We start from the raw sequence: 13,262 nt of genomic DNA, 5'->3' as shown, positions 1-13,262 counted from the left end.
GAAGTCGCCAAAAGTTTGTCTCAGGGCTAAATAAATTCCCTCGGCCGTGGCGAGCGTATTTTGATGACAGGCTCGACAAATTCTCCAAACGCGCTAAGCTAAGAATTGCAGTGTCCCCTCCCCTCGCAGAATTCCTGGGCACAATGCTGCTCGTCCTCCTGGGCGACGGCGTCGTTGCGAACGTATTACTCGAGAAATCCAAAGGCCAGAACTCCGGCTGGATCGTGATCACAGCAGGCTGGGCTTTCGCTGTGTTTGTGGCAGTGGGTGTGGTCGGCCGTATCAGCGGCGGCCACCTGAATCCCGCCGTGACCATCGCGCTCGCCACCGCTGGGGCATTTCCATGGAGCAGTGTGCTCGCCTATATCGTGGCCCAGATGGCAGGTGCTTTCGTCGGCGCTGCGCTCGTCTGGATCATGTACTACCCACATTGGGCAGGCACCCCTTCCGGCGAACTGAAACGGGCGATCTTCTGCACGGCTCCCGCCATCCGCAATACTCCGGCAAATTTCACGGCTGAGGTGATCGGCACGTTCGTCCTGCTCTTCGGCGTACTCGCCTTTCCCAAAAACGCCTTCGTCACACCTCCTAGCGGGTCGGTGATGATTGTCGACCTCGGCGCTCTCGGCGCTCTGCCCGTCGCCCTCCTCGTCTGGGTGATCGGCCTTTCGCTCGGCGGACCCACAGGGTGCGCCATCAATCCCGCCCGCGACCTCGGCCCCCGCCTGGCGCATGCCTTATTGCCTATTCCAGGCAAGACCGACAGCGACTGGGGCTATGCCTGGATACCTGTCATCGGTCCCATCGTTGGCGGCGTGCTGGCAGCAGTCCTCTACATGGCCCTGGGTAAATACTAACCTCTCCAACTCTCCCCCATGAAATACATCCTCTCCCTCGACCAGGGCACGACCAGCTCGCGAGCCATTGTGTACGACCAGAACTGCAAGGCCGTGGCAGTCGCGCAACAGGAGTTCACCCAGCATTTCCCCCAATCTGGCTGGGTCGAGCATGATGCCAATGAAATCTGGGACTCCGTAGTCAAAACCTCGCGCGAGGCCATCAAGAAGGCGGGTATCGAAGCGAAGGACATCGCGGGCCTCGGCATCACGAATCAGCGCGAGACCGTCGTCCTGTGGGATCGCAAGACAGGCGAACCAGTGGCCCGCGCCATCGTGTGGCAGGATCGGCGCACGAGCGACTACATGTCCGCCCTGCGCGAGGCAGGCAAGGAGCCGCTCATTCAGCAAAAGAGCGGCCTGCTGCTCGACTCGTACTTTTCCGCCAGCAAGCTGCATTGGCTGCTCCGTCAGGTGCCCAACGGCCACGCCCGTGCCGACGCCGGGGAGCTCGCCGCCGGCACGATCGACTCCTGGCTGATCTACAAGCTCACTGGCGGCAAAACGCACGTCACTGATGTAACAAACGCCTGCCGCACGATGCTGATGAACATCCGCACGGGCGAGTGGGATCCCGAACTCATGCAGCTCTTTGCCGTCAACCCCTCGCTACTTCCGAAGATCCTTCCGAGCAGCGGTCTTTTCGGCGTGTGCGACGCAAGCCTGTATGGGCATGAAATTCCCATCACCGGCGTGGCGGGCGACCAGCAGGCGGCGCTCTTTGGCCAGCTCTGCGCAAAACCCGGCCTCGTGAAATGCACGTACGGCACGGGCTGCTTCATGCTGCAATTCACCGGCACCGACCCTATGGCCAGCCACAACCGGCTCCTGACCACCGTGGCCTGGAAGATTGGCGACGGCCCGCTGGAGTATGCCCTTGAGGGCAGCGTCTTCGTCGGCGGTGCGGCGATCCAGTGGCTCCGTGATGGATTGAAAATCATCCGCACTGCGCCCGAGGTGAATGAACTCGCTGAGCAGGTCGCGGATACCGGAGGCGTGTATCTCGTGCCAGCCTTCACCGGCCTCGGCGCGCCCTATTGGGATTCCACCGCTCGAGGAGCCTTGCTTGGCATCACACGCGGCACGACGGCGGCGCATCTCGCCCGCGCTACACTCGAGGGCATCGCCTTTGAAGTGACAGACCTCCTTTCCGCCATGGAGAAGGATTCCGGCCGGAAGATCACGACTCTGCGCGTGGACGGCGGAGCGAGCGCAAGCAACCTCCTTATGCAAATGCAGGCCGACTCGATCGGCGTGAAAGTCGAGCGCCCGAAAAATGTCGAAACCACCGCCCTCGGTGCGGCCATGATGGCGGGCCTCGGCTGCAAGCTCTGGAAGGACGTCGACGAACTCAACGCCATCCGCGAGGTCGATCGTCTCTTCACCCCCATGACCGATGCACGCCAGCGCAAAGCCAGGCTGTCCACATGGCGCAAGGCCGTGAAACGCGCGCGCGGCTGGGAAACCTCACATACTTTATGAACCGGAATCACCTGATCAGCCGCCTCTCGGCGGAACCCGAATGGGATGTAGCCATCGTCGGCGGTGGCGCGACGGGCCTGGGCGTGGCCGTCGATGCAGCAACCCGAGGTCTACGTACCCTGCTGCTGGAAGCGGACGATTTTGCCAAGGGTACATCCAGCCGCAGCACCAAACTCGTCCACGGCGGCGTGCGCTATCTGGAGCAGGGCGACATCCCGCTCGTGCTGGAGGCCCTGCGCGAGCGCGGCCTGCTGCACCGCAATGCTCCGCAACTCGTTCATCACCTGTCCTTCATCGTTCCCCGCTACCAGTGGTGGGAAGGGCCGTTCTTCGGCATCGGGCTGAAGGTCTATGACGCCCTCGCTGGACGGCTGAATCTCGCGCCCTCGAAGCTCCTTTCCCGCGAGGAAACTCTGTCACGCATCCCCAACATCGAGCCCGATCACCTGCTCGGTGGCGTCGAGTATTTCGACGGACAGTTCGATGATTCGCGTCTCGCCGTGAGCCTAGCCCAGTCGGCAGTGGATCATGGCGCATGCGTGCTGAATTATTTCCGCGTCACCGGCCTCCTCAAGGAGAAGGACATGGTCAGCGGCCTCGTCTGCGAGGATCAGGAAACACGCTCGCGCTATGAAATCCGGGCGAAGGTCGTGATCAACGCGACCGGCATCTTTGCCGATTCCATTCGCAAGATGGACGACTCTGCCGCCATTCCCGCCATCCAGCCCAGCCAGGGCGTGCATCTTGTCTTTGAACGAGATTTCCTCCAGGGCGACTCGGCCATCATGGTGCCGCACACGGACGACGGTCGCGTGCTCTTCGTCATCCCCTGGCATGGCAAGGTGCTCGTCGGCACGACCGATACGGCCATGCAGACACCCGAGCTGGAGCCCAAGGCGCTTGACGAGGAAATCGGCTTCATCCTGCGCAATGCCGCTCGCTACCTCGCCCGCGATCCCCAACGTTCCGACATCCTGAGCGTCTTCGCGGGGCAGCGCCCGCTGGTGCGGCCTCCCGGCAAGGACGGCTCGGCCACCAAGGCCATTTCGCGCAACCACGAGGTGCTGGTCTCGGATTCCGGCCTCGTCACCATCGTGGGCGGCAAATGGACGACCTATCGCAAGATGGCGGAGGACACGCTGAACCACGCGTCGCTGATCGGCGGCTTCGACAATCGCCCGTGCGTGACGGAAAACCTGCACCTCCACGGCTGGCGCAGCCCGCACGCCGAGGCGCTCCCGATGCACCTCGAGGTCTACGGTTCCGACGCTACCAAAATCGAACAACTCGTGGCCGCCGAACCCGCGCTGGGTGAAAAGATCCACCCAAGACTCCCGTACATCCTCGCCAATGTCGCTTGGGCAGCTCGCAATGAGTCGGCCCGCACGCTGGAAGACGTGCTTTCCCGCCGCACCCGAGCATTGCTGCTCGATGCGCAGGCGTCCAGCGAAGCCGCGCCCGCCGTGGCGAAGCTCCTCGCCGCCGAACTCGGCAAGGACGATGCCTGGGCTGCGGAGCAGGTGGCGATCTTCCAAAAGCTGGCGGCGGATTACCTTCCCAAGGCGGCCTGATTTGCTCTCCCGGGAGAGCGGGCCGCAAACCCGCCTCCCGCTTGGGCTTGTGCGAAAGCGTCCCGGCCTTTACACGAGGGGCGGATGATTGCTTTTTTCCTGCGCAGACTGGTCTCCGCCGTGGCGGTGCTCTTCTGCGTGGTGACCATCACGTTTCTGCTCATCCGCATCGCTCCCGGCAGCCCCTTCGATGCGGAGCGCAAGCTGTCGCCCGCCGTCGAGAAGCAGTTGATGGCCAAGTACAACCTCGACGGCTCGCTCTGGGATCAATACCGCAGCTATCTCGGCAAACTCCTGAGCGGTGATCTGGGGGATTCGCTCAAATACCGCAACCGCACCGTGGCGGAAATCCTCGGGCAGACACTCCCGGCCACCATGATTCTCGGCAGCGTGGCTCTCGTCATTGCGGTGACGGGCGGCGTGGTCCTCGGCGTGACGGCTGCTGCAGGACAGCACACGTGGAGGGATGCCGTGGCGATGCTCATCGCGCTGGGGGGAATTTCCCTGCCGACCTTTATCATCGGGCCGATCCTCGTGCTGATCTTCGGCCTGTGGCTGAAATGGCTGCCCGTGGGCGGCTGGGGTTCGCTGGCGGCGTTGATCCTGCCAGCAGTGACGCTCGCCATTCCCTACATCGCCTATGTTGCACGGCTCCTGCGCGGCAGCATGATCGAAACGCTGGGGCAGGATTTTGTCCGCACCGCCCGGGCCAAGGGTCTGCGCGAGTACGTGGTGCTCTACAAGCACGCCCTGCGCGTGGCCATCCTGCCCGTCGTCTCGTACCTCGGGCCGCTCGCCGCGCATCTGCTCACGGGCTCGATCGTGGTGGAAACCATCTTCAACATCCCGGGTGCGGGGGGATTTTTCGTAAACTCGATCCTGAACCGTGACGGCTTCCTGCTGGGCGGCGTGGTGATCGTGTATTGCGCGCTGCTCGTGGCGTTCAACCTGATCGTCGACTGCCTGTATTCCCTACTGGATCGGAGGATTCGTCTCGATGGCTGACGCGATTCGCTTTTTCCGCCAAAAGCCCCTCGCCGCCGTCGCCACTGGCGTGCTGGTCGTGATCGCCCTGGCGTCCTTCCTTGGGCCCTGGCTGCTCCCGCCGTCGTACGCCATGACCAGTCCGGAGTCGTTTGCTTCACCAAGCTGGCGGCATCCCTTTGGCACCGACCTGCTCGGGCGCGACATGTTTTACCGCGTGCTCTCAGGCGGACAGATCTCGCTCATCGTGGGCATGGCGGGGGCGCTCGTTTCGCTCGTCATCGGCACAGCCTACGGACTCGTCGCCGGATATATGGGCGGGCGCATCGACAACATGATGATGCGCATCGTCGACGTGCTCTATTCGGTGCCTCGCCTGATCTTCATCCTCGTCTGCATCAATGCCTTCAATGCCAAGCTCCAGGGCCTGGCCGAGACGCTGGGTTTGGACTGGATCGTCGGCTCCTCGCGCATCGTAATCCTCGTCCTTTCGCTTGGCGTGATCGAGTGGCTCACCCTGGCCCGCATCGTGCGGGGGCAGACGCTGGCTCTGAAAAACCGCGCATTTGTCACCGCCGCCGTGGCTCTCGGACAGACGACGCCAGTCATCATGTGGCGGCACATCCTGCCCAACCTCATCGGCGTGGTGCTGGTTTATCTCACGCTCACCATTCCCGCCGTCATCATTGACGAGTCATTCCTGAGCTTCCTCGGTCTCGGAGTCCAGTCTCCGCAGGCGAGCTGGGGTTCCCTCCTTGCGGATGGCGCGGGCGCGCTCAATCCGCTCCGCATCCGATGGTGGCTCATCGTATTTCCCGCAGGAATGATGGCCCTCACCTTGCTCTCGCTGAATCTCCTCGGCGATGCCCTCAGGGATTCCACCGATCCCAAAGCCCTGAAGCACAAATAGCTCCGCTCGCCCTCATGCAACCAGTTACAAAAACTGTTGCAACTGGTCGCTTTAAGCGGCAGAGTGAAGAGTGGGCATGGATAAAGCGTTAAAGCACCGACGCGAAACCGCGGCCCGGGCCTCCCTGCGCGAACAAATCCCGAGTTTCGTTAGGGATTCCGTTGTCTGGAGCCTGGTCCTGTTTCTGTTGGTGGGCGGAATCACCTTCATGGTCTTCGCCCGGCAGAGCGACTCCCGGATCACGGAGCGGCTCGAGCAGCTTCGCGCCCAAGGGCAGTATGCCTCCTCGCTCATCGATCTGCGGGCACACTCGTGGCTGCGGGAAGCCAGCCAGACAACATCCCAGCCTTTCACCGCGCTAACCGAAAGACTGCAACGCATTCGCGACTTTTATCCGGGCATCGGGAATCTCTTCACAGGTCGTCTGGAAAACGGCCAGGTGCATGTGATCCTGAAAACCTACGATCCCTCCAGCGGGCCGGATCGCGAGCACGTTGTCGGGAAACCACTGGAACCCTCACTCTCATCCGACAGCCCGGAGTATCAGGCGATCGCCGACAAGCAGGTCTATACGACAGCGACCCCAACTCTCCACGCCGGCTCCCACTGGCTCACGGTGATCATCCCCTTGCAAAATCCGGAAACCGGAAGCCGCGACTTTGTGTATCTCGATGTCAATATGGCCGACATCGACACACAGGTGGCCGCCGCCCGCAAACAGCGGGACATTGCGATCCTTCTCGCAGCGGTGCTGGCCTCAATCGCCGGCACAGCGGCTTTCTGCTGGCGGTCCCAGTCTTTTTACCGTCAGGCGCTGGCCACTGCGGGCCTGCGCGAAAACGAGGAGCTCTTCCGCAGCACCTACGAGCTTTCCCCAGTGGCGATGTATCTCACTCAAAAGGACGGCAGGATCATCCGCGCCAATGCGGCCTTTTGCCAGCTCACGGGCTACACCGAGGAGGAATTGACAGACCTCGACCTCGCCAAGCTCCTTCCCAAGGAGGATCTGAAAAAGGAAGCCATGAAGCTCCTCGACATGGAGACGCACCAGATCTCCCAATACCAGATCGAGCGTCGCTATGTTCGCAAGGATGGCAGTTGTGTCTGGGGTCTTGCGAGCGTGGCGATCGTGCGCGACAGCGACCTGAATATCTCCCACTACATGGCCCAGGTGGTCGACATCTCCGAGCGCATTGAAGCCGAGGAAATCCTGCGCCTGAGCGAGGAACGCCTGCTCCTCGCCACGGAAGCAGGCAGCGTTGGCACGTGGGACTACGATCCGCGCAAACGCACCTTTGTCTGGAATGCAGTGATGCACGAGATCTACCGGACCGACGCAGCCGAAAAGCCGCCGACGTTCGACAAATTCCTGCTTTACGTACATCCCGAGGACCGCAATGCGGTCGAAGCCCGGTTCCTGCACTGTCTGAACTCCGGCGAACCCTACCGGCAGGAGTTTCGTATCATGGTAAAGGACAAGGTCCGCCACCTCCGAGAGCATGCCGTGATCTTCCGGGACAACGAAGGGCGCGCCATCCGCGCCGTCGGTACAGCCATCGACATCACCGATGAGAAGGAAGAATCCGAGGAGCTCATCCGCGCCAAGGAAGCGGCCATGGCCGCGGACAAGGCCAAGAGTGAATTCCTTGCCGTGATGAGCCATGAAATCCGCACCCCGCTCAACGGTGTACTCGGATTTGTCTCGATGCTGAAAAACACTCCGCTCGACAGCGAACAGCAGAGCTATGTCGAAACGATGGAATCCAGTGGCCAGGGCCTTCTTTCCCTCGTGAATGACATCCTCGACCTCTCCAAGATCGAGTCGAAGGAGATTCACGTTGAGAGCTCGACCTTCGAGATTCGCCCGTTTATTCGCCGCATCCATCAGCAGTTGCAGGCTCAGGCCATGCAGCGCGGGCTGAAATACGACTACTTCGTCGAATATGCGGTACCGAAAAACATCCACACGGACCAGATGCGACTCGGCCAGATCCTTACGAATATCCTCGGCAATGCACTGAAATTCACCGAGGAAGGCTCCGTCGACCTCTCCGTCACCGCCAAGCCCCTGGGCGTCTTTCAAAAGAACTGGGAGTGGCGCTTTACCATCCGCGACACCGGCCCAGGCATCCCGCAGGAGGGCCTGAATAATCTCTTTAAGCTTTTCTACCAGGTCGATAGCTCGGCCACCCGCCGCCACGGCGGAACCGGCTTGGGACTCGCCATCTCGCAGCGTCTCGTCAAGCTCCTCGGCGGCGACATCGAGGTGCGCAGCGAGTTGGGCTACGGCTCGGAGTTTACCATCGTGCTGACTGCCCCACGCGGTGCCAGCACCAATGCCCTCGAGGTTCTCGCCCCTCCGGCCAAGATTCGCGAACCCGTCAGGGCGACCAACATCGCGGGCAAACGCATCCTCGTCGTCGAGGACAACCCGGTAAACCGCAAGCTGTGCGCTCTTCAACTCAAGCGCCTCGGCTGCGACGTGGAATTCGCGGAGACCGGCCTCGAGGCGCTGGAGAAAGTACGTCACTCCAGCTACGACGCCGTGCTCATGGACATGCAGCTTCCCGACCTCGACGGCTGCGGCACCACCCGGCGCATCCGCCGCGAAATCCTCGGAGGTGACCGCCTCAGCATTATCGCCCTGACTGCCAATGCCATGCCCGAGGACCGAAAGCGCTGCCTCGATGCCGGCATGGATGATTTCCTCAGCAAGCCATTGCAATACGAGACCCTCGCCTCGACGCTGTCGAAGTGGGTGAAGTAATTCCCCGCTTTCACACCGGGGTAAAAAAGAAGCGTCTCGTCCGATCCACCGGATCCCGACGAGACGCTGCCGTGCATGAAGAGTGAGGACGTAGCGTGGCCCAATCCGTCATTTTCGTCTATCGGGAGAGGCCCTGAATGGGGAATCAGTGCCCCTTGCCGCCCCATGGTAACACCTGATCCTCCGACCAAACCCACCGCCCCGCCGGAAACCCGGTCTAGAAAATGCCTACTCCTCCCGAGCGAGCGAGGCAGGACGCGTATTGCCTGCTCTATCAATGAAACGCCCGTCGAGGCGGAGGTCCCGGCCCTCACCTTCCACGTGGAAGACACCCACGCCACCCGAGACGGCTGTGGCAAAACTGTCCGCCAACAGCAGACCCCGGCCCTGAACCACCGTACCGTCGGTGGTGACCCTGACCGATTTCAAGGAGTCGTCGCCCGTCACGGCCACCCTGACCGCGATCTTGACACCCGGTTGGCCCTGCAACGTGCCAACGTAGTTCCCATTGATCCCGGCGGCAGGAAGGCGGGAGCCAGATTGATCTGGAGACCCGATGCGGATGGTTTCCGCCCCGGCGCGCTCAGAGTGTTCTGACGACCAGACGCCAACGAGCATCTTTCCTTCGGCCTGAGGGATGATCTGGTACAATGCCAGGCCCCCATCGCGGGACACCCCCAGCGCGGTTCCAACGAGCAACCCCCGCCCTTGGGAAATCTGGCCGCCGCGATTCCACTCCATCGTCACCGTGCTGCCAGTTGCAGTGATGCGGGCCGTCCCCTGATAACTTCCGCCATCGGCAGGATCCACCCCCCAGCAGGGATACTCTCCCTCAAGCGAAGTGGCATCGATAGGAACGCTTCGACTTTCACCATTCTCGTCTCCTGCCTCAGGCTTGCGCTCGGAGACGCTGGTTACCTTGGCCAGAAGGGCGTCCACCTCGAGATTGGCAGAGAGATCCACCGGGGCGGAATCTGAATGCAGCGGATCCAGGCTGGACGCCCACACGCGTAACTCCAAAGAACGGTCCGCAGTCCATCCCACCGCCTCAATGCCATCCGCAACGATGTTACCACGCAATTTTTCAATGGCCGCCATCTGCCTCTTTGTCATTGGCTGAATGGTTACCGCATCAATATCGCGCTTCGACGCCCGGTAAATAAAAAGCTGCCGGTCATGGGCGGATCCGCCATTAACCGCCAGATAAGCGTGATCCGGCGACCAGAAAAACTCCGGAGCAACGTCGTTCTCGGCGAAATACCCATATTCACTCTCACGAGCCTTTTCGTCCCAAAGAAGCCCGATGGCACGATGGGGGCTTCCGTTATCGATGATGTAATAGCGCCGCTCTCCGGGGGCTCCAGAGGTCTGAATATCCAGGCAGGCGAAAAGCGTCGTCGTGCTGACGGCGGCAAATCCTGCGATGATCCAGCGAGCAAATCTCATCGTTCTCCCCATTCCTCCCGGTAAGTGCCGGGACTTGATTACTAGTCGCAGCTCGCTTGACGGGAGGATGCCGTTTAGTTAAGCACGGCGCCACGGCAAAGCAAGGATACCACGCAAAACCCTCTCTACCAGTCGCTTAGAATTTCCTGCTTCGTCGGAAATAAAAAAATCCCCAAGGCGGCCGAAACCGCTTTGGGGATTTAAAGTGAGGTAACTGAGTCGTCTTAGGCGGCGACGGGCTCGACGTTCACGCGACGACCTTCACGGTCGAAGGAAACGCGGCCGTCGACGAGCGCCCAGATCGTGTAGTCACGTCCGAGACCGACGTTGCGGCCGGGGATGAACTTCGTGCCGCGCTGACGGAGAATGATGTTGCCAGCGGTCACAGCCTGACCACCGAACTTCTTCACGCCAAGACGCTTGCTGATGCTGTCGCGTCCGTTCTTGACGGAGCCTTGTCCTTTTTTATGGGCCATAAGCCTGGATTAAGCGGTGATGGTTTTGATTTTGAGTTTCGTAAGCTGCCGGCGATGGCCCACGGTGCGGTGGTAGCCTTTGCGGCGCTTGTATTTGAATGCGATGACCTTGTCGTCTTTGATCTGTTCGACCACTTCAGCGACTACGGCTGCGCCCTGGACGAGCGGTGTGCCAATGGAGAGGTTCGAGCCGTTGGAAACCAAAAGCACTTCCTCGAACTTCGCCTCCGCGCCCGCGTCGAAATCGAGCTTCTCGACTTCGATCACGTCACCTTCCGCGACGCGGTATTGTTTGCCACCTGTTTGAATGACTGCGTATGCCATGAAATAACCTCCTCTGTAGGAACTGGCGAAAGTCTCATACCGAACTTTTTGCAGCAAGCGAAATTTTTACCTTGCGAAAAGTTTCCCAAAACGCAACATTGCCACCCCTTTCCCGCTCGGGTGGTGAAATGGCAGACACGTACGTTTGAGGGGCGTATGCCGCAAGGCATGGGGGTTCAAGTCCCCCCCCGAGCACTTTTTTCCTTTTATGACTCTCCTCCTTCGAGGGAGTCGGGCGACCAAGACCAACGAAATAATCGCCAGTTTTCACACCTGCTCCCCACCGTGCCGGGATATCGTCTTTGTTCGCATTTCCCCCCATGATGTGGGATTTTGAGAAAGTTTCTCTCTTATGGCTCAGCAACTCGACGGCGTCCTTTTTCAGGTCAAATTCCGCTCGGCTCCGGGCATTCCGGCGCATGCGGTGCGGAATTTCATCGTGGCGGCCAAGCAGTTACCTGCCTCGGGCACGGCGGGATTCTTTCAGGCGGCGGTGGCGGTGCTGGATAAATCCGGCGCGCTGACGGATGCGAATAATTCGCTCGCGGTGGACATCGACCATCTCCAGCGCATCCACGTGATCATCGAAGATTACTCCGCCGTCTCAAACATGTACGAAGACGAGAATTGGATCTGCATCGACCGGGACAAAATGCCCGCGTAATTCCGCAAGAACGTAGGGCCAGCGGCTCGCTGGCCGACGCGGTCGGGCAGCAAGTTTCTGGATTCGCCGCCTATCTGTTTTTCGACTAGCCCTGCGAGCGGGGCGGCGGAACGCCACCCCTCCGGCTTTCTGGCTAAACCAGCAGAACCTCCCACTCGATCGACCCGTCGTCGTGGACGGTCAGCCAGGCCCAGGAGCAGGGGGCTCCGTGGTTGGGCTTGCCGATGGTGCCGGGGTTGAGGACGCGGGTGGTGTTCACCATTTCGTCGCGCGGGACGTGGGTGTGGCCGTGGAGAAGGAAATCCGCTCCGCCAATGCGCGTGGGAGCGGGCGGGATGTGGATGAGCAGAAAGGTGCGGCCATGGCGCTCAAGGAGGAGTTTCTCCGGCAGGTCCAGTGTGTAGTCGTTGTTGCCTAGCACGCCGTAAAAGGGGCGGCCGAGGTCCTTGACGGCGTTGAGGGCATTGAGGTCGCAAAAATCCCCCAGGTGCCAGATTTCGTCGGCGGTGGAGATGGCCTCGGCGACGTGGGCGGGGAATTTTCCGTGGGTATCGGCGATGACGGCGATTTTCATCAGCGCTGGTAAATTACCCCGCCGCCCCGTAATGTGAAGTTTTGTATGTGGAATACTGCCCATGAGCATGTGTTGAAGCTCGTCGCCTACGAACCCGGCAAGCCGGTGGAGGAATTGGCGCGCGAGATGGGCCTGCAGCCCTCCGACATCATCAAACTCGCCTCGAACGAAAATCCGCTCGGCCCCTCGCCCAAGGCGCTCGGCGCCATGCGCGACGCGCTGGAGCGCGCCCATTTTTACCCGGATGGCGGCGGCTGGGCGCTACGCGGGGCGATCGCCGACAAGCTCGGCCTGGATCGCTCCAATGTCATTCTCGGCAATGGCTCGAACGAGATCATCGAATTCATCGGCCACGCCTTCCTGCGTCCCGGCGACGAGGTGATCACGGCTCGCCACGCCTTTGCGGTTTACAGCCTGATGTCGCAGCTCTTCGGCGCTCGTTCCGTCGAGGTGCCGGACCCGGGCTACACCCACGACCTCGAGGCCATGGCGGCAGCGATCACGCCGCGCACGCGCCAGATTTTCATCACGAACCCGAACAACCCGACCGGCACGATGGTCGGCCAGGAGGAGATCGACCGCTTCATGGCGAAGGTGCCGGATCACGTGCTGGTGATCTTTGACGAGGCGTACTACGAGTTCGTCGATAATCCTCCGGATGTTCTGAAGTACGTCCGCGAGGGCCGTAACGTCGTGGTGATGCGCACGTTTTCCAAGATCCAGGGTCTCGCCAATCTCCGCATCGGCTACGGCCTCGCGCCGAAGGAAGTCGCGGAGGTGCTGCAAAAGACCCGTCAGCCGTTCAACGCCAATGGCATCGCCCAGGCGGGAGCCGAGGCCGGGTTGCGCGACGACGACCACATGCGCCGCACCCGCGAGCTGACCCACGAGGGACGGGCGTATTTCCAGGAGGAGTTTGAAAAACTCGGGCTGGAGTACGTGCCGAGCTTTGCGAATTTCGTCCTCGTGCGCGTGGGCGATGGCGACGCCGTTTTCCAGTCGCTCCTGCGCAAGGGCATCATCGTGCGCGCCATGCGCAGCTACAAGCTGCCCGAGTGGGTACGCGTTTCCGTCGGAACAAAGGAGCAGAACGAGCGGTTCATCGCGGAGTTGAAAAACCTCGCCGCTCAGGGACAGCTCGCGCAGAAGCAGCCGGCGACCGCGTAAC

Annotated in this window: 12 protein-coding genes and 1 tRNA gene; 9 read left to right on the top strand and 4 right to left on the bottom strand. The window is 61.2% G+C overall.

The genetic code is table 11. From position 1 onward, the window contains the following. Nucleotides 1-110 precede the first annotated feature (110 nt). The 6 genes from TSACC_RS18350 (at nt 111) to TSACC_RS18325 (ending at nt 8,610) form a co-directional block, all read left to right on the top strand. Nucleotides 111-857, top strand: coding sequence for an MIP/aquaporin family protein (locus TSACC_RS18350; protein ID WP_075080929.1), 747 nt, complete (start codon nt 111-113; stop codon nt 855-857). A gap of 18 nt (nt 858-875) precedes the next feature. Next, entirely contained in the window at nt 876-2,378 is a 1,503-nt protein-coding gene (gene glpK / locus TSACC_RS18345) for a glycerol kinase GlpK (protein ID WP_075080928.1), read from the top strand. Further along, a complete protein-coding gene (locus tag TSACC_RS18340) occupies nt 2,375-3,949 on the top strand; it encodes a glycerol-3-phosphate dehydrogenase/oxidase (protein ID WP_075080927.1) in 1,575 nt (524 codons plus the stop codon). The genes glpK and TSACC_RS18340 overlap by 4 nt, the downstream gene beginning before the upstream one ends. An 84-nt stretch (nt 3,950-4,033) precedes the next feature. Further along, on the top strand, nt 4,034-4,954 hold the full coding sequence (locus TSACC_RS18335) for an ABC transporter permease (RefSeq protein WP_075080926.1): 921 nt from the start codon (nt 4,034-4,036) through the stop codon (nt 4,952-4,954). Beyond that, a complete protein-coding gene (locus TSACC_RS18330) occupies nt 4,947-5,843 on the top strand; it encodes an ABC transporter permease (RefSeq protein ID WP_075080925.1) in 897 nt (298 codons plus the stop codon). The genes TSACC_RS18335 and TSACC_RS18330 overlap by 8 nt, the downstream gene beginning before the upstream one ends. Before the next feature lie 76 nt (nt 5,844-5,919). After that, a complete protein-coding gene (locus TSACC_RS18325; protein WP_075080924.1) occupies nt 5,920-8,610 on the top strand; it encodes a PAS domain S-box protein in 2,691 nt (896 codons plus the stop codon). A gap of 228 nt (nt 8,611-8,838) precedes the next feature. Here TSACC_RS18325 and TSACC_RS18320 read toward each other — a convergent pair whose 3' ends face one another. The 3 genes from TSACC_RS18320 to rplU all read right to left on the bottom strand — a co-directional run bounded on the left by TSACC_RS18320 (nt 8,839) and on the right by rplU (nt 10,856). After that, nucleotides 8,839-10,056: a hypothetical protein gene (locus TSACC_RS18320; RefSeq protein ID WP_075080923.1), complete on the bottom strand. Its 1,218-nt coding sequence runs from the start codon at nt 10,054-10,056 to the stop codon at nt 8,839-8,841. A gap of 224 nt (nt 10,057-10,280) precedes the next feature. After that, complete coding sequence (gene rpmA / locus TSACC_RS18315; RefSeq protein ID WP_075080922.1) at nt 10,281-10,532, bottom strand: 50S ribosomal protein L27; 252 nt, start codon at nt 10,530-10,532, stop codon at nt 10,281-10,283. 9 nt (nt 10,533-10,541) lie between these two features. Further along, on the bottom strand, nt 10,542-10,856 hold the full coding sequence (gene rplU, locus TSACC_RS18310; RefSeq protein ID WP_075081432.1) for a 50S ribosomal protein L21: 315 nt from the start codon (nt 10,854-10,856) through the stop codon (nt 10,542-10,544). A 114-nt stretch (nt 10,857-10,970) separates the two neighbouring features. On the opposite strand from rplU, the gene TSACC_RS18305 reads away from it, so the two are divergent. Both TSACC_RS18305 and TSACC_RS18300 read left to right on the top strand, forming a co-directional pair. After that, nucleotides 10,971-11,051, top strand: a tRNA-Leu gene (locus tag TSACC_RS18305). A gap of 157 nt (nt 11,052-11,208) precedes the next feature. After that, nucleotides 11,209-11,520 carry a hypothetical protein gene (locus tag TSACC_RS18300; protein ID WP_075080921.1) on the top strand — a complete coding sequence of 104 codons (312 nt, stop codon included), beginning with the start codon at nt 11,209-11,211 and terminating at the stop codon, nt 11,518-11,520. A gap of 133 nt (nt 11,521-11,653) precedes the next feature. Here TSACC_RS18300 and TSACC_RS18295 read toward each other — a convergent pair whose 3' ends face one another. After that, on the bottom strand, nt 11,654-12,094 hold the full coding sequence (locus tag TSACC_RS18295; RefSeq protein ID WP_075080920.1) for a metallophosphoesterase family protein: 441 nt from the start codon (nt 12,092-12,094) through the stop codon (nt 11,654-11,656). A 45-nt stretch (nt 12,095-12,139) separates the two neighbouring features. Between TSACC_RS18295 and hisC the strand changes: the two genes are divergently transcribed. Next, entirely contained in the window at nt 12,140-13,261 is a 1,122-nt protein-coding gene (gene hisC, locus TSACC_RS18290) for a histidinol-phosphate transaminase (RefSeq protein WP_075080919.1), read from the top strand. Nucleotide 13,262: the final 1 nt, after the last annotated feature.

It is taken from the genome of Terrimicrobium sacchariphilum, from assembly GCF_001613545.1.
In the GTDB taxonomy this organism is placed as follows: Bacteria; Verrucomicrobiota; Verrucomicrobiia; order Chthoniobacterales; family Terrimicrobiaceae; genus Terrimicrobium; species Terrimicrobium sacchariphilum.
Note: the sequence above shows the minus strand (reverse complement) of the source record. Positions and strands in the feature narration are given on the sequence as shown.